The 15,134-nt window shown below is 67.8% G+C and carries 14 protein-coding genes and 6 pseudogenes; 8 read left to right on the top strand and 12 right to left on the bottom strand.

Going from position 1 to position 15,134, the window contains the following annotated elements:
* Positions 1-10 precede the first annotated feature (10 nt).
* On the bottom strand, positions 11-391 hold the full coding sequence (locus tag ACZ4MF_RS34705) for a hypothetical protein (protein WP_467496474.1): 381 nt from the start codon (positions 389-391) through the stop codon (positions 11-13).
* Between ACZ4MF_RS34705 and ACZ4MF_RS34700 the strand changes: the two are divergent.
* Positions 324-1,035 (top strand): annotated as a pseudogene (locus ACZ4MF_RS34700) (alpha/beta fold hydrolase). The gene ACZ4MF_RS34705 and the pseudogene ACZ4MF_RS34700 sit on opposite strands and share 68 nt — an antisense overlap.
* A 71-nt stretch (positions 1,036-1,106) precedes the next feature.
* On the opposite strand, the gene ACZ4MF_RS34695 reads toward ACZ4MF_RS34700, so the two are convergent.
* Positions 1,107-1,811 carry an SDR family oxidoreductase gene (locus tag ACZ4MF_RS34695; protein WP_467496402.1) on the bottom strand — a complete coding sequence of 235 codons (705 nt, stop codon included), beginning with the start codon at positions 1,809-1,811 and terminating at the stop codon, positions 1,107-1,109.
* 126 nt (positions 1,812-1,937) lie between these two features.
* Between ACZ4MF_RS34695 and ACZ4MF_RS34690 the strand changes: the two genes are divergently transcribed.
* Positions 1,938-2,753, top strand: coding sequence for a helix-turn-helix transcriptional regulator (locus tag ACZ4MF_RS34690; protein WP_467496400.1), 816 nt, complete (start codon positions 1,938-1,940; stop codon positions 2,751-2,753).
* Between the two features lie 232 nt (positions 2,754-2,985).
* Positions 2,986-3,087: pseudogene (locus ACZ4MF_RS34685) on the top strand (GNAT family N-acetyltransferase); the annotation flags it as partial.
* A gap of 197 nt (positions 3,088-3,284) precedes the next feature.
* Here ACZ4MF_RS34685 and ACZ4MF_RS34680 read toward each other — a convergent pair.
* The 6 genes from ACZ4MF_RS34680 to ACZ4MF_RS34655 all read right to left on the bottom strand — a co-directional run bounded on the left by ACZ4MF_RS34680 (position 3,285) and on the right by ACZ4MF_RS34655 (position 9,048).
* Positions 3,285-3,998 carry a LuxR C-terminal-related transcriptional regulator gene (locus ACZ4MF_RS34680; protein ID WP_467496398.1) on the bottom strand — a complete coding sequence of 238 codons (714 nt, stop codon included), beginning with the start codon at positions 3,996-3,998 and terminating at the stop codon, positions 3,285-3,287.
* Between the two features lie 559 nt (positions 3,999-4,557).
* The gene (locus ACZ4MF_RS34675; RefSeq protein ID WP_467496396.1) at positions 4,558-5,553 is read right to left on the bottom strand and encodes an amidohydrolase family protein; all 996 of its coding nucleotides are present in this window, start codon (positions 5,551-5,553) and stop codon (positions 4,558-4,560) included.
* Between the two features lie 2 nt (positions 5,554-5,555).
* Complete coding sequence (locus ACZ4MF_RS34670; RefSeq protein WP_467496394.1) at positions 5,556-6,077, bottom strand: 3-hydroxyanthranilate 3,4-dioxygenase; 522 nt, start codon at positions 6,075-6,077, stop codon at positions 5,556-5,558.
* 32 nt (positions 6,078-6,109) lie between these two features.
* Complete coding sequence (locus ACZ4MF_RS34665; RefSeq protein WP_467496466.1) at positions 6,110-6,529, bottom strand: RidA family protein; 420 nt, start codon at positions 6,527-6,529, stop codon at positions 6,110-6,112.
* The gene (locus ACZ4MF_RS34660; RefSeq protein WP_467496392.1) at positions 6,529-7,293 is read right to left on the bottom strand and encodes a 2-keto-4-pentenoate hydratase; all 765 of its coding nucleotides are present in this window, start codon (positions 7,291-7,293) and stop codon (positions 6,529-6,531) included. Before ACZ4MF_RS34660 ends, ACZ4MF_RS34665 begins: the two co-directional genes overlap by 1 nt.
* Before the next feature lie 279 nt (positions 7,294-7,572).
* Positions 7,573-9,048: a 2-hydroxymuconic semialdehyde dehydrogenase gene (locus ACZ4MF_RS34655; protein WP_467496390.1), complete on the bottom strand. Its 1,476-nt coding sequence runs from the start codon at positions 9,046-9,048 to the stop codon at positions 7,573-7,575.
* Between the two features lie 226 nt (positions 9,049-9,274).
* Here ACZ4MF_RS34655 and ACZ4MF_RS34650 point away from each other — a divergent pair.
* Together ACZ4MF_RS34650 and ACZ4MF_RS34645 are read left to right on the top strand one after the other, a co-directional pair.
* Positions 9,275-10,051 (top strand): annotated as a pseudogene (locus tag ACZ4MF_RS34650) (transposase).
* Positions 9,982-10,395, top strand: a complete 414-nt coding sequence (locus ACZ4MF_RS34645; RefSeq protein WP_467496388.1) for a transposase — start codon at positions 9,982-9,984, stop codon at positions 10,393-10,395. Before ACZ4MF_RS34650 ends, ACZ4MF_RS34645 begins: the two are co-directional and overlap by 70 nt.
* On the opposite strand, the gene ACZ4MF_RS34640 is transcribed toward ACZ4MF_RS34645, so the two are convergent.
* Complete coding sequence (locus tag ACZ4MF_RS34640; protein WP_467496472.1) at positions 10,280-10,558, bottom strand: hypothetical protein; 279 nt, start codon at positions 10,556-10,558, stop codon at positions 10,280-10,282. The genes ACZ4MF_RS34645 and ACZ4MF_RS34640 overlap by 116 nt on opposite strands.
* 385 nt (positions 10,559-10,943) lie before the next feature.
* On the opposite strand from ACZ4MF_RS34640, the gene ACZ4MF_RS34635 reads away from it, so the two are divergent.
* From ACZ4MF_RS34635 to ACZ4MF_RS34625, 3 genes and pseudogenes are all read left to right on the top strand, one after another.
* The gene (locus ACZ4MF_RS34635) at positions 10,944-11,360 is read left to right on the top strand and encodes an IS110 family transposase (RefSeq protein ID WP_467496386.1); all 417 of its coding nucleotides are present in this window, start codon (positions 10,944-10,946) and stop codon (positions 11,358-11,360) included.
* A gap of 301 nt (positions 11,361-11,661) precedes the next feature.
* Positions 11,662-12,201, top strand: a complete 540-nt coding sequence (locus tag ACZ4MF_RS34630) for a DoxX family protein (protein ID WP_467496384.1) — start codon at positions 11,662-11,664, stop codon at positions 12,199-12,201.
* A gap of 141 nt (positions 12,202-12,342) precedes the next feature.
* Positions 12,343-13,452: pseudogene (locus tag ACZ4MF_RS34625) on the top strand (transposase); the annotation flags it as partial.
* Here the strand turns inward: ACZ4MF_RS34625 and ACZ4MF_RS34620 are convergent.
* The 3 genes and pseudogenes from ACZ4MF_RS34620 to ACZ4MF_RS34610 all read right to left on the bottom strand — a co-directional run.
* A pseudogene (locus ACZ4MF_RS34620) lies at positions 13,453-13,737 on the bottom strand (IS30 family transposase); the annotation flags it as partial. It abuts the pseudogene before it with no gap.
* Between the two features lie 68 nt (positions 13,738-13,805).
* Positions 13,806-13,973, bottom strand: a pseudogene (locus ACZ4MF_RS34615) (helix-turn-helix domain-containing protein); the annotation flags it as partial.
* A gap of 120 nt (positions 13,974-14,093) precedes the next feature.
* The coding region (locus ACZ4MF_RS34610) for a carboxylesterase family protein (RefSeq protein WP_467496382.1) at positions 14,094-15,134 on the bottom strand (1,041 nt) is incomplete at its 5' end.

The following is a 15,134-nucleotide window of genomic DNA, read 5'->3' as shown; positions in this document are numbered from 1 at the left end:
GCGCCGTCGCCTACCAGTCCGGCCTGCCCGAGACCCGCCGCCCCATCAGCGCCCGCCTCGCCGACGCGGGAGCCCGCCATACCGACACCCCGTACGCCGAACTGGCCACCGACGACAGCTGGGCCGCCGTCCGCGCCACCACCCTCTCCGCCGCCGACCCCACCGACGCCTCCGCCCTCCTGAGCGGCATCCGCCACCGGATCGCCCCCGGGCCGGCCGACCAGGTCGCCGACCTGACCGCGGCACCCAGGCCGCCGAGGCCGCCATCACCCTGGCGACCGACACCCTGCGCACCGCCCTGCACTCCTGAGGAGAACACCACCATGTCCACCCCCACGGTCGTCCTCGTCCACGGCGCCTTCGCCGACGCGTCGAGCTGGAGCGGCGTCATCGCCGAACTCCGCGCCCAGCATCCCGGTGACCGCCCCGCCGAACCCGCTGCGCGGCCTCGCCTCCGACGCCGCCCACATCGCCTCCGTGGCCGCCCAGACCGACGGCCCCGTCGTCCTCGTCGGGCACTCCTACGGCGGCGCCGTCATCACCGTCGCGGGCACTGCCGCCGAGAACGTCGCCGGCCTCGTCTACGTCGCCGCGTACGTCCTCGGCGAGGACGAGAGCCTCGGCGAACTCCAGGGCCGCTTTCCGCTGACGCCGCTGGTGACCAACCTGCGCCAGTGGTCGTACCCCACCGGGTCCGGCACCGCCACCGAGGTCACCGTCCAGGCCGACGCGTTCCCCGAGATCTTCGCCGCCGACCTGCCCGCCGAGACCGCCGAGATCCTCGCCCTGTCCCAACGCCCGCTGGCCGCCGCCGCGTTCGAGGAGAAAGCCCCGGCCGCCGCGTGGCGCACCACACCGACCTGGGTGATCGTCGCCGCCGACGACCAGGCCATCGACCCCGCCGTCCAGCGCTACGGCGCCGCACGGGCGGGCGCGAAGTGCACCGAACTGGCGGGGGCTTCGCACGAGGTGGCGGTGTCGCGGGCGAAGGAGGTCGCGGGTGTGATCGCGGAGGCGGTTCGGTCGGTGGGGTGAGGTGGGTGGAGATGAGGTGAGTTGAGGTGGGCTGAGGCGAGGCCGACCGAGGCGAGCCCCGCCCACCGGCCTCAGCTGAACGCCCGCGGCCGGACCACGAGTTCGTTCACGTCCACCCCCTCCGGCTGCGACACCGCGTACGCGACGGCCGCCGCGATCGCCTCGGCGGGCAGCGCCAGAGCCCGGTACGTCCGCATCGCCTCCCGGGCGACCGGATCCGAGATCCCGTCCGCGAGCTCGGACTCGGTCACCCCCGGGGACACCAGCGTCACCCGCACACCCCCGGCGGCCTCCTGCCGCAGCCCCTCCGAGATCGCCCGGACCGCGAACTTCGTCGCGCAGTACACGGCGGCGGTGGGGGAGACCTCGTACGCCCCCACCGACGCGACGTTCACGAAGTGCCCGCCGCCCTGCTCCCGCATCACCGGCAGCGCCGCGGCGATCCCGTGCAGCACACCCCGGACGTTGACGTCGATCATCCGGTCCCACTCCTCGACCCGCAGCGCCTCCAGCGGCGACAGCGGCATCACGCCCGCATTGTTGACGACGACGTCGACCCGCCCGTACGTCTCCCGGGCGGCCTCCACGAACCCCCGCACCTCACCGGCGTGAGTCACATCCACTTTCCGGTACCCGGCGCCGATCTCCCCGGCCAGCGCCGCGAGCCGCTCCACCCGGCGGGCCCCCAGGAACACCCGGTGCCCGTCGGCGGCGAGCCGCCGCGCGGTCGCCTCCCCGATGCCGCTGCTCGCCCCGGTGACCAGTACGACCTTCATGTCCTTCTCCTCAATCGGTGGGTACGGCACCGAGTCTCGGCGGCTCGAACGGACCCCACCAGGACGGCCGCCGCCTGGGTACGGCCCACCCAGGCACACCGTCCCCGGACCCTCTAGCCTGGGGACATGACCGGCAACCACCTGGGGGAGTTCCTCCGCGCGCGCAGGGCGGCCGTGGGACCCGAGGACGTCGGCATGGCGAGCCACGGCTCCCGCAGGGTCGCGGGACTGCGCCGGGAGGAGGTCGCCGTCCTGGCCGGGATGAACGCGGACTACTACACGCGCCTGGAACAGGGCCGCGAACGCCACCCCTCGCCACAGATCGTCGAAGCCCTCGGCCGCGCCCTGCGCCTCGCGCCCGCCGCCCGCACCCACCTTCACCACCTGGCCGGTACCGCCCCGGCCCGGCTCCCCGCCGACGACGACCAGGTCAGCCCCGGGCTGCGGCAACTCCTGGACGCTCATACGTCGTTCCCCGCTTTCGTCGTCAACCGCACGCTGGACGTCCTCGCCGCCAACGACCTGACCAGAGCCCTCTACTCACCCTTCGCGCGCCTCGACAACCTGGCCCGCATGGCGTTCCTCGACCCGGTGGCCCGGCACGTCCACACCCACTGGGAGAGCACCGCCGAATCCGTCGTCGGCCACCTCCGCGAGGCGGTCGGCCCCGACCCGGACCACCCGCGCCTGCGCACCCTCGTCCACACCCTCACCGGGCGCAGCGCGGACTTCGCCCGCCTGTGGAACACCCACACCGTGCACGGCAAGACGTCCGCCGTGAAACACCTCCACCACCCGGACGCCGGCCCCCTGACCCTGACGTACCAGTCCTTCGACGTACGCGACGCCCCCGGCCTCCAGCTCATCGTCTACCAGGCCGAACCGGGCAGCTCCAGCGCCCTCAGCCTCGCTGCCCTGCGACCGCCTCGACCAGTCTCCTGAGGTCGGCGGGTCCGCCTCGAACTCGGCGGTGAGGTCGGGCGGCAGGTCCAGCCAGGGCGCCCCCCGGGAGCTGACCGCGCCGTCCGCGCGGGTCGAGGCTGCCGGGGGAGAAGCGGCCCGCGGCCTCCGACGCCGCGAACCCGATGATGAACGTGCTGATCACCCGCTCCAGACGGGGGACCTCGGACTCCGGGACACCGGCCTCAAGGAGCGCCGCGTAGCGGTCGCCCACGGGCATCGTGTCGCCGTCCTCCAGGCGTCGCCGGAAGGGGAACTGGTGTATCGGCGGCTGGGGTTCGAGGCGTGCGGAAGGTTCACCGAGTATGCGGTCTGACGTGATTTTGTTCCTTTAAGGGCGAGCGGCCTGCGGAGGGTGTCGAAATATTTCGGAGCGACGTCCCGATTGATATGTCAATTGACATGCCACCGGTAATTCATCCGACATTATGGGTGTCGGTTCAGGTCGTCACGACGCATCGCCGTGCGAACGGATCGGAGGGACGTTCACGGGGCGATGGGCCGTGGGCGAGGTCAGAGCGAGTGGCTGGGTGCGGAGGAGGCGCGGGTGGAGTACTGCGGACGGACTCTGGGGGGCCAGCAGCTGGGGACCAGGATGCCGAGGGCGTAGGCGCGGGCCACGAGGGCCGACCGGTTGGGCGCCTTGAGCTTCCGGAGCATGCTGCTGACGTGATACTCGACGCCGTGGCTGCTCAGCCCGAGCCGGGAGGCGAGCTGCTGGGTGGAGAGGCCGACGGCGAGCCCTTCGAGGACGCGCGAGGGGACCTCGGCGAGCGCGGGGGGTACCGGGAGCAGTGCGACCGTGTCGCCGTAGGGGGTGTCGGGGCGGATCGCGGCGAGCGCGATGCAGTCGGTGCACGACAGGTGGACGGCCATGGCTATCTCCACGCAGGAGACGAGGCAGTCGACGACCTCGCCCTTGGCGTCGATCATCGGCAGCGGGGCACTGAACTGGGGCTGGGTTCCGGCGAGCAGTTGGGCGAAGTGCTCGCGGAGGTAGGGCTGGGCCGATTCGTGGAAGTAGAGGGGGAACGGTCTGCCGGTGGCCTCGGGGGGACCGGTCAGGAACATGCCGTGGAACGGTTCGTTCGCCGCCACGACACGGAGCCGGGAGTCGATGTGGACGATGCTCACCGGAGCGTCGGTGGCCTCGCAGGCCGGCGGGGACGATGCCGCGCGGCGGGTCGGACGAACGGTGGTGTACCTGCCTTCGGGGATGGTGGTCAAGGCGGTACCTCTTTCGAGGGTGGTGGGGGGGGAAGGTGGGGACGTAACCGGTTCCTCCCGGAGACCTGGGGGCCGGTTTCCGCATGCGGGCCGAGCGGGGTGATGGCTCCAGGACTCCAGGGTTCCTCTCTTTGAGGTTCCTCTGAGGTTCTGGCCGAAACCGGCGGCATGCGGCTGAAGCGTCGCACCGTGAGTGGTGGGGTCCGGACCAGTCTGCCTTATCGCACGGGTGGTTGGTCAAGATCACGGAGAGTGTGCGCCGGGGGTCCTGGTCAGAAATTGGTCTCAGCCGCCCGGGAGTGCACATGTGTTCATTTTTTACCCGCCATGTGGGTGAGGCCGGTGGCTTCGGCGATATCGGCCAGTAGTCGGTATCCGGCGTGGCTGACCAACCGTGCCCGCCGGTGGAGACGACGGAGCCGGAGACGTGACCGGGTAAGGTGTACGGAGAAAGTGCCTTCCTGCTGGGCTGACTATACAAGCCTCATCGTCCCAGTTCAGAAGGCACTTTCATGTTCCGATCATGATGCGGACAATGCCGCAGGTCGGAACCCGCAGGCTAGGACAACCCGAGGAAGCGTTCCGCATTGCCCCGGGTGATCAGCGCACGGGCGTCGGCATTGAGGAAGTCGCTCTTGCGCACGACGTCGCCGACCCGCCGTTCGCCGAGCGGGTAGGGGTAGTCGCTGCCGACCATCACCCTGTCCGCGCCGATGGTGTCGACCAGCAGCCGCAGCGCGCGTTCGTCGAAGACAACTGAGTCGACGTAGAAACGCCCCAGATAGTGCGACGGCGGGAACAGCGAGGTGGCGATGAGATCTTGGCGCCGATGCCAGGCGTTCTCCACTCGGCCCAGCCAGAAGGCGAACGATCCGCCACCGTGGGCGAAGCAGATCCTGAGGTTCTCCGGCACCCGGTCGAGGGTCCCGCCAAGGATCAGGGCCAGGATCGACAGGTGGGTCTCCGCGGGCATCGCGGTCAACCACTGCGCCATCCAACGGTCGAGCCGGGGTGACGAGGCCATGTCCCAAGGGTGCACGAACACCGGAACGTTCAGTGAGGCGCAGTGCTGGAGAAAAGTGACCACGCCGTCGCTGTCCAGGTCGCGATCGCCTACGTGGTTGCCGATCTCGACGCCCCGGTGGCCGTTGGCCACGGAGCGGTCCAGTTCGCGACAGGCCGCGTCGGCGTCCTGCAACGGAACCTGGCAGAACGGGATCAGTCGGTCCTGGGCGGGGGCGACGATGTCCAGGGCGAGGTCATTGAAGATCCGGGCGATCCTGGAGGCCTGCTCTGTGGTGCGCCCATAGTTGAAGAACGCGGGCGTTGGCGATACAACCTGGGCGCTCACGCCGTCCGCGTCCATGTCGGCCAACCGGGTCTGGGCGTCCCAGCAGTCCGCCCTGATTCTGCGGAACTCCTGCGTGCCCATCATGACTATCGCCTCGGATTCCGAGGTGACCCTCAGCCAGGGCGCATGGTTGCCCGCATCGTTGGTCAGGTCTGGCCATCCCTTGGGCACATAATGGGTGTGGACGTCAATCATGCCGGGCACAGTCACCCCTTCCCTGGATGCCGGGCACCGCAGCCGCGGCATGTCCTTGCCTGTACGTCGTCGTAGAACGAGGTGAACACCGGCGGCAGATCCGCCACGATGTCACGCACTTGAAGTTCCACCTCGTGGACCAGGTCGTGGCACTCCAGGCAGTACCACTGGAACTTCTCCAACGTCCCCTCCTCGCGGACCCGTTCGATCACGAGGCCGATCGACGCCGGATCGGGGCGTTGCGGCGAATGCGGGACGTCACCGGGCAGCAGCCAGGCCTGGCCCTGTCGGATGTGGACGGTCTGCGGGCCCTGCGGGGTCATCAGATTGACGTGCATGTTCCCCCTGACCTGGTAGAACCACTCCTCATACGGATCGACGTGGTAGTCGGTGCGCTGGTTCGGTCCGCCGACAATCTGCACGATGAAGTCCTCGCCCTGCATCATCGACTGGTTGTTCACCGGCGGCTTGAGTAGATGCTCGTGCTCGTCGATCCATGCCTGGAAGTCGATCACCTTGGGAACGTCGCTCATGGAAGTGCCTCCGTCCATGTGGTTCTGACTGGTCATGCTGTGCTGGGCAGATGGGCGATCGCCTGGATCTCGATCAGCAGGTGGGGGTGTGGCAGCTGGTGCACCGCGACGGTCGTGCGGGCGGGCCCCGACTCGTCGAAGAACTCGCCGTACACCTCGTTGTAGCCACCGAAATCGTTCATCGAGACAAGGAACGTAGTTATCTGGCTAATATCAGATAGCCCGGCACCAATGTCGCCGAGGATGCTGCGGATGTTCTCGATCACCGCGCGGGTCTGGGCACGTATGTCCAGCATGGTGGTCCCCATGTCATCGACCTCGACACCGGCGAAAGTGTTGTCCGGCAGGCGTGAACTGGTGCCGGAGACGAACGCGAGGCCGCCGACGACCCTCACATGTGGAAAGCGTCCACGTGGTCGGGCATGTCCCTCGACCACTCGTGAACCCTCCATCATCGCCCCCTCAGCTTCACGGTGCCGAGCCCGGCGACCCGGCATTCACTCACTCCTTCAGCCAATGGCAGGGCCGCGGTCGCGGCCCCTGCGAGTACCACTTGGCCCGCGCACAGCGCGATCGACCTCAGCCGGCACACCGTGTGCAGCGCATGCAGCGCGCGCACTGGGTCGCCGAGGATCGCGGCCGTCGATCCCACTTCCTCCCGTGTCCCCGAACGCAGCAGCACAGCTCGGTTGGCGGCCTGCTCGAACGGGTGCCAGGGGCCGATCGCGTATCCCGAGGCCGAGGCGTTGTCGGCGACGACGTCAGTGTGAGTGAACCGGAAGTTGCGGTAGCGCGAGTCGATGATCTCCATCGCGGGTGCCATACCGTCCACACAGGATTCGATGTCGGCCGCCGGATCGTCCGGATCAACGTCACGGCACAGCCGGTATGCGATCTCGGGCTCCACCTTCGGGTGGATGAACTGGCTGAGTTGCACGTCCGCGCCGTCGGCGACGCGCATTCGGTCGGTAAGTCTGCCGACGACGACTTCCGAAATACCCATCTGGGCCATCTTGGCCCTACTGGTGAAGCCGAGTTTGAAGCCGACCACCCGTTCGCCACGGGACTCCCGGCGTCCCACCAGAGCGGCCTGGATGGCGTAGGCGTCGTCGACGCCCAACTCGTTGCCGTCGGCCAGGCTCGGTATTTCTGTACAGGTGGACTGTGCTGCGTCAAGCCGCTGTGCCAGGGCCGCAGTCAGAGCCGCCGAGATCATCCGCCGTTCCCCGCCTTCGCGTGCGCACGCCGTGCGGAAAGGCCGAGTGTGATGTCCGTGATCATGTCCTGTTGTCCTCCGACCATCTGCCGTTACCCTGCCTCAGTTGTTGCCCGAACCGATGACGGCGACGGGCACCGCTCCGGCTTGCGCCGTACCCAATCCGCCTTTCGGTCGATGACGGCCCTGAAGCGCACGGACCTTCTGTCCGGGCGGCGTTCGAGAGCCGAGCGGCGGCGGTGTCGGCCGGCGCAGCAAGGAGGCTTTCGGGGGTACCGGTCACAGTTGTATGCACACATTCGTCGGCTCGGTGTAGAAGTGCACCGAGGAGCCACCGCCTTCGCGGCCAATCCCCGACAGGCCCGTCCCGCCGAACGGAGATCGCAGATCACGCAGGTACCAGGTGTTGACCCAGGACATCCCGACGTTCATACGCTGCGCCACCCGGTGACCGCGGCGCAGATCGTTGGTCCACACCGAGGCTGCGAGACCGTAATCGGTGTCATTGGCCAGGCCTACCGCCTCCTCCTCGCCGTCGAAGGGGATCAATGCGGCCACCGGCCCGAAGATCTCTTCCCGTACGGGGGCGTCAGCGTTGGTCAGACCTGTCCACAGAGTCGGCTCTACCCATGAGCCGCCCTCCAGTTCGGCACCCAGTTCGGGCACCCCGCCGCCGACGAGTACATGAGCGCCGGCCTTTTCGGCCTGGTCGAAGTAGCCCAGCACCTTGGTGCGGTGCTCCTGCGAGATCAGCGGCCCCGTGGTGGTCCGCGCGTCCGCCGGGTGCGACAGGTGCAGGGCCCGAGCGCGGTCCACCAGGCCGTCGGCTATGTCACCGAAAACGGAACGCTGCACGTACACCCGCTCGGTACACAGGCACACCTGACCAGTGTTGGTAAAGATGGACTTGGTCAGCCCGGTCAGCGCCTCGTCCAGGTCCGCGTCTTCGAACACGATGGCCGCGTTCTTCCCGCCGAGTTCGAAGGAGACCGGGCGGACCCGCGGTGCCACCGTCCTCATGACGTGCGCACCGGTCGCGGAGGATCCGGTGAACGTCACGCCATCGATGCCGGGATGTCTGGTCAGGTAACCCCCCGCGGAGCCGCTTCCGAAGCCGTGCACCACGTTGTAAGCGCCAGGCGGGAGCCCGGCCTCCATCAGAACCTCGGCCAGCAGCACCGCCGTCGAGGGAGTCTGATCACTGGGCTTGACCACTACGGCGTTGCCGCACGCCAGAGCCGGTGCAACCTTCCACGTGAGCAGGAGCAGTGGCAGGTTCCAGGGGGTGATCACCGCGACCACACCCAGGGGTTTGCGCAGTGCGTAGTTGAGCGCCTGCCTGCCCTTCGGGAGGTCGGTGATGAACGACTCCTGCCCGGTCGCGGCGATCACATCGGCGAACACGCGGAAGTTCTCGACCGCTCGGGCCACATCGAATTCGCGGGCTTGTGCGACGGGCTTACCAGTGTCCGCCACCTCCGCAGCAACGAACTCCTCCAAACGCGCCTCGATGCGGTCCGCCGCCCGACGTAGCAATGCGGCCCGCTTTCGCACTGGAGTTCGCCCCCAGCCACCATCGAAAGCCTGCCGCGCAGACATCACCGCACGGTCCACGAGAGCGCTATCCGCCTCGTGGACCCGGGCGAACACCCGCCCGGTCGCCGGATCCACCGCCGTAAATCCGCGCGCCTCATCCGGTTCGACGAATCCCCCGTCGACGAAATTATGGATCCAACACTCAGTGCCTGCCGTCATGAGACCCACTGTGAAGGCCCCACGCATACCAAACAAATGCATAACGCGAACCGCGTCATACCCATATGCACATATCGTGAACTTGACCCGGGCGTGTCCAATAGACAGCGGATCCGATGATCAAGGAGACGCCTGAATGAGCGAGACCGTCGCCCAGCACGAGGCCGTGGAGTAGCCGGTAGTCGAGTCGGCCGCGGACGCAGTGTCGGACGAGCAGTTGATCGCGATGCTGGTCGACCGTGCCCGATCTGACGGCCTCCAGCTGACGGGTGAGGGTGGACTGTTGCAGCAGCTGACCAAGCGGGTGCTCGAGTCCGCCCTGGAGGGTGAGATCACCGATCACGTCGGCTATGACAAGCACGACGCGGCGGGCCGAGGCAGCGGCAACAGCCGGAACGGCACTCGGTCGAAGACGGTGCTGACCGACGTCGGCCCGGTCGAGGTGAGGGTGCCCCGTGACACGGCCGGCACCTTCGAGCCACAGATCGTCCGCAAGCGGCAACGGCGCCTGACCGGTGTCGACAAGATGGTGCTCTCACTGTCCGCGAAGGGCCTCACCCACGGGGAGATATCGGCTCATTTGGCCGAGGTGTACGGAGCGGAGGTCTCCAAGCAGACCATCACCACGATCACGGACAAGGTGGTGGAGGGCATGGCGGAATGGCAGGCCCGCCCGCTGGACCGCGCGCGGTTTCCACTGATCGTTGCGAATCAGCGGTAGGCGAGCTCTGCTGACCAGCGTCTCATGGCCTGGGCGGGGTGCGGTCCCCCAGCGCGCGGCGGGGGCGTTCGTTTAGCTGCCAACGCCCGCATCCGCAAGGCTGTGAGGGCCCGCGGCCACTTCCCTTCGGAGGCTGCCGCGTTGAAGTGCGTCTATATGGCGCTGATGAGCCTCGACCCGGCCGGCAAGGGACGGCGCCGCTGGACGATGCGGTGGAAGGCACCGCTGAACGCCTTCCAGATCGCCTTCGAAGGACGCCTCACCCCCACTACCAGCCACTGACCCTCAACGAACCAAGATCAGCCGTTGATTGGACACACCCCGCCGGGCGCGAGCCGTGCGAGCGCAAGCGCCGGGACACGGAGCTGACCGAGCGGATCCGCACGATCCACGCGGATTCCGGCGGGATATATGACTCGCCGCGTGTGTATGCCGTGCTCAAGCGCGAGGGCGTGGCAGTGGGCCGCAAGCGGGTCGAGAGGCTGATACGCGAGGCCGACCTCGCAGGCATCAGCCCTCGCCGCACAGGCTCCACGCACCGCGACCCGAAGCCACGCCCGCCCCGGACCTGGTGGAGCGCGACTTCACCGCGAGTGCGCCGAACCGGCTGTGGGCCACCGACCTGACGATGATCTCCACCAGCGAGGGACCCTTGTGGCTCTCGGCGATCCGCCCCGCCGGGTGGTGGCCTGGGAGACCTCTGCCCGCGCGGATGCCGACCTGGTGCTGACCACGCTGGAGTACGCCCTCGCCGCCCAGGAGGTCGAGCCCGGCATACTCATTTACCACGCCGACCACGGCGGTCGGTACACATCCGTCAAGCCCACAAATCGGTTTGTGCGTGCGGGAGTTCAGGCATCCATGGGCTCGGTCGGCGACAGTTACGACTGTCAGTCTTCTCGCACCGGATTCCGCAAGGACCGGTAGTCCCGACGTGTTCTGACTCCTGCCTTCGACTGACCCCTCGGGTGTCCTGGCGTTGATCTGTCGAGTGTCCGGCCGGGCGCGCAGCAAGCGCTGCCGCCGGACGGACGTGACCTGATAAGAGCCTGGAGCCGACTCACCAAAGCGTCTCCGTGACAGTCCTGTCCGCCCGGCCGGCGACAGCCTGAACCCCACGCTACCGACCGGAAGGAACACCGTGCACCTCAGCGAGGAGCCCAGGTCCGGGCACGTGGTGATCGGCGTCGACACGCACAAGCACATACACGTCGCAGCGGTGATGGACACGATCGGCGGGATCCTGGCCACCCTGACCGTTCCCACCGACACCGGCGGTTTCCAGCAGCTGCTCGACCGGGCAACCTCGTTCGGCAGAGTCCTGGCGTTCGGGATCGAGGGAACCGGCTCCTACGGCGCCACACTGACGTCGTTCCTGCGCAGGAACGGCCACAAGGTGGTCGAGGCCGGCCGTCCGGACCGGCGACTGAGGTGCATGAACGGCAAGTCCGACACCCTGGACGCCGAGAATGCCGCCCAGGCCGTGCTTGTCGGGTTCGCGACCGCGACGGACTTATCGGCCCTTCGGGAGTGGGCCTGTACCCGGCGAACCCACGCGCTTTGCCATGAGCCTGCACGCGTGTTGTCGTAGCGGAACATGTCGCGTACGACGAGACCAGGCGCGAGATCTTGTGTGGCTTCACGAAGAAGGCACGGCGCGTGTGAAGCATCTTTCACGGTGTTGGGCCCGGGTGCGCAGCGTGGGTGAGGTGTTCTCGAACCGTGGCGCGCCCACGCCCCTACGAGCAGTGTGTGGTGATCGGTCAGCTGACCTGCGATAGGGCAATGGCGATTGCGAAGCAGGGGCGTGCCGGGCGTGAGGGTCACTGCCCGGTGACGCCTTGAGCCCGCCTGGACTTGACGCAGCGGGCCTTCTAGAAGGAGTGCACACCATGAACAATCATACTCGCCGAGGCGTGCTCGCTGGCGTCGGTGCGGCCGCGCCGACTCCTATCGGCCAGGACGTCGGCCTGCTGGTTCTGCGCGTCGCGCTCGGCCTGACGCTGGCCGCACACGGGTCGCAGAAGCTGTTCGGTTGGTTCGGCGGCTACGGCATCAAGGGCACGGGCCAGTTCTTCGCGACCCTCGGCTACCCGTCCCCCGAGACCATGGCTGTCATCGCCGGCGTGGTGGAGACGCTGGGTGGTCTTGCGCTGGCGATCGGGCTGCTCACCCCGCTCGCCGCGGCTGCGATCGCCGGAGACATGCTCAACGCTGTCGCTGCCAAGTGGGCCGGAGGCTTCTTCGTTCCCCAAGGCATGGAGTACGAACTGCTCACCACTCTGACCGCCGCCGGGCTTGCGCTGGCTGGCTCCGGCCGCTACGCCGTGGACCGCGCTATCCCTGGGCTGAGCAGACTCGACGTCCGCCACAGTCTCGCCACGCTGGCGCTCGGCCTCGTGGTCGGCATCGTCTTCCTCTTCACCAAGTGAGTAACCGCCGGCTCACCTCCGCTAGCTTGATCTTTAACGGCCGACGTCGAATGGTGCCTCGAACTTGATGACTCGGTTCGGTAACCGCCGTACACCAACGCGGCCTTCGTCTGACACATGTGCTCCGATCAAGGAACACACATGTCCAGCACGAAGGCCGTGAGAAAGTGTCTGCTGCATCGCGATGCCCGACAAGAGGCATTGGCCGAACTGTCATGCTTCCGGGGCGAGTTCTACTCCGGTCTCACTGCTCGTTCGGATGCGTTGTTCGAGCTGGCTGACGCCGTTCTGTGCGGCGACGGGCCGGTGAGGTCGCTGGCCGAGCTGTCGCTGGTCGGCGAACACCGCCGTGGTCATGGCGGGCTCTACGCCGCCCTCGCCCGTGGCAGGGTCGACACCGGCCGGCTGCAGCGGGCCCTGGCCGCAGTGCCACTGCCGCGGGCTGTCGACGGCCGGCTGATGCTAGCCATCGACATCACCTGCTGGCTACGCCCCGATGCCCACCCCTCACCGCAGCGGATCCTGTGTCACACCTACGGCCGAGGAAAGGACCAGCACATCCCTGTCCCCGGCCGGCCGTACTCGATCATCGCGCTTGAGCCGGGTCGCAGTTCCTGGACCGCGCCTTTGGGCGCGCTTCGCCTGGCTCCCGGGGACGACAACGCCACCGTCACCGCCCGGCGGCTGCGTGACCTGCTCCACCGACTGATGGCCGCCGGGCAGTGGCAGGAAGGCGTCCCCGACGTTCTCGTCATCGCGGACGCCGGATACGACGCACCCCGCCTCGCGTTCCAGCTCGAAGACCTGCCGGTCCAGGTACTCGCCCGGATGCGCTCTGACAGAGTCCTGCGCCGGGCTGTATCACCCCGCCAGCCACACACGATGGGGCGCCCGCCCCGACACGGCGGCGAATTCGTCTTCAGGCAGCCCGACACCTGGGGCATCCCGGACACCGAAACCGGCACCGACACACGTCTTTACGGCACCGCCAGACCCCGCTCCTGGGACCGGCTGCACCCCAGGCTCACCCACCGCTCCTCCTGGGCCGCCGCCGACGGCACCCTCCCGGTCGTCGAGGGGACGGTGATCCGCCTGGACATCGATCACCTGCCCAGCGGGGCAACACCGAAGCCGGTCTGGCTGTGGTGGTCAGGCACCGACGCCACCCCGGCGGACGCCGACCGTCTATGGCAGGCCTACCTGCGGCGCTTCGACATCGAGCACACCTTCCGCCTGTTCAGACAGACCCTCGACAAGTGCGTCGCGTATCTGTGGGGCTTTCCAGCCGTGGGGCAGGTGGATGAGGCGGGTGTAGCGGGTGGCGCGGTCGACGAGGGTGCCGATCGCGGATGCCTGCGCCTTGCCGACGATGAGGTCGCCCTCCCAGTGCCCGGCCCTGCGGCGCTCGTCGGCTTCCCGGGGCCGGGTGTGGACCGGGCGCATGCGCGGGATGGCGTTCTTGGTGGGTATGCCGCGGCGCTGCTTCTTGCGGCGGGTGCGCCTGCTTCGTAGCCGGGCGGTGCGCTTGTCCAGGAGGGACTACGAACGTGACTACCGAGCCACCCTCGCCGAGGGACTGGCCGCATAGATCGTCTCCACGTTCCGAGGGGATTGACATCAAGCCCAGCCATCCGCTCTGCGGCGAAAGCCCGACGCCACTTGCCGACCGTCTTGGCCTGGACACCGACGAGTCGTGCGACACTCGCGTTTGACATGCCGTCAGCACATGCCAGGATGATGCGGGCCTTCTCGGCCGAGCGCCGGTGCGGCATTTTCGTCCGGCGCACCAACTCGGCGGGCTCGGCCTCGGACAACGTGATCGCCACAGCAGAAGGCACGCACCGTGCGAGCCAAGCGCAAAGATGAGTACACCCAGGAGGCAAACGCGAGCGTCAGAACAGGATCGGCTCGACCCCATCCCAGGCTTCGAACTGCGCTTCCGGGATCATGACGTTCGCCACAGCGATGTTGGTGTTGAAGAGCAGAGTCGGGCCGTTGCCGGCCGAAATGGACGGCCACGCTGGCAGGGCTGCGTGGCGCGGGTTGCCTGTTGCCGCGAAGGAGACGAACGACCTGACCATCGAGTCGGCGAGTTCCTGTGCCGCGGCCAGGTTTGCCCCAGGCATGAGGCGGCTTGCCTTGACCATGCCGAACGTGAACATGAGGTCAGAGCCATGCACGGGTCCATGCGGGCTCGCAGCCGCGTAGTCGAAACGGTACTGCCAGGCCTGACCGCCGGCGCGTGTGATCGCCTCGGCAAGCCAGAGCGAAGGCATAACGTTGAACGAGGCACTGAGCAGGTCCATTTCCCAGCTACGGCCGACGGCACTCGTGTGCTGGTAGATCTGCTGGAGTTCAGCCCATTTCGCTGCGCCGACGATGCTCTCGGTGTGTGTTTCCAGCCCTGGTGCGAAGAGTGGGTTCTGCACCGCCAACTCGTTTGCCTCGTCCAGGCAAGTACCAATCAGCACGTCGACGGCTCCCGACACACCAGTCAGTGGGTGGATCGGCAGAACGATTCCGTCGCCTACTTGATGGAAGCACTCGCCGCCGAGAGCCGGTTCCTGCCACACTGCGGCTGCCGCGGTGGTGAGGTTGGTAGCCGACACCGTGAGCAACCGCTGCGTGTCATTTTCCCCCAGCCCCAGCTGCTGTAGCAGCGCGCTGGTAGTTGCTGCCGCGTCGGTCATGGTGAACGTCGGGCGGCAGCCGCCGCTTTGCACAATGGCCCGGTGGAACAGACCCCGGGCAGCTGGTGCCGCGAGCAGAGCGCCTATGGACATGGCGCCGGCGGACTCACCCATCACGGTGACATTCGCTGGGTCTCCTCCGAACGCTGCGATGTTTGCCCGAACCCACCGCAGGGCGCTGATCTGGTCCATCAGCGCCGTATTGCCCGATCCCGGCCTGTCCTGCTGGAAGAGGTACCCGAA

Source organism: Streptomyces sp. NPDC025793, assembly GCF_055558375.1.
Note: the sequence above shows the minus strand (reverse complement) of the source record. Positions and strands in the feature narration are given on the sequence as shown.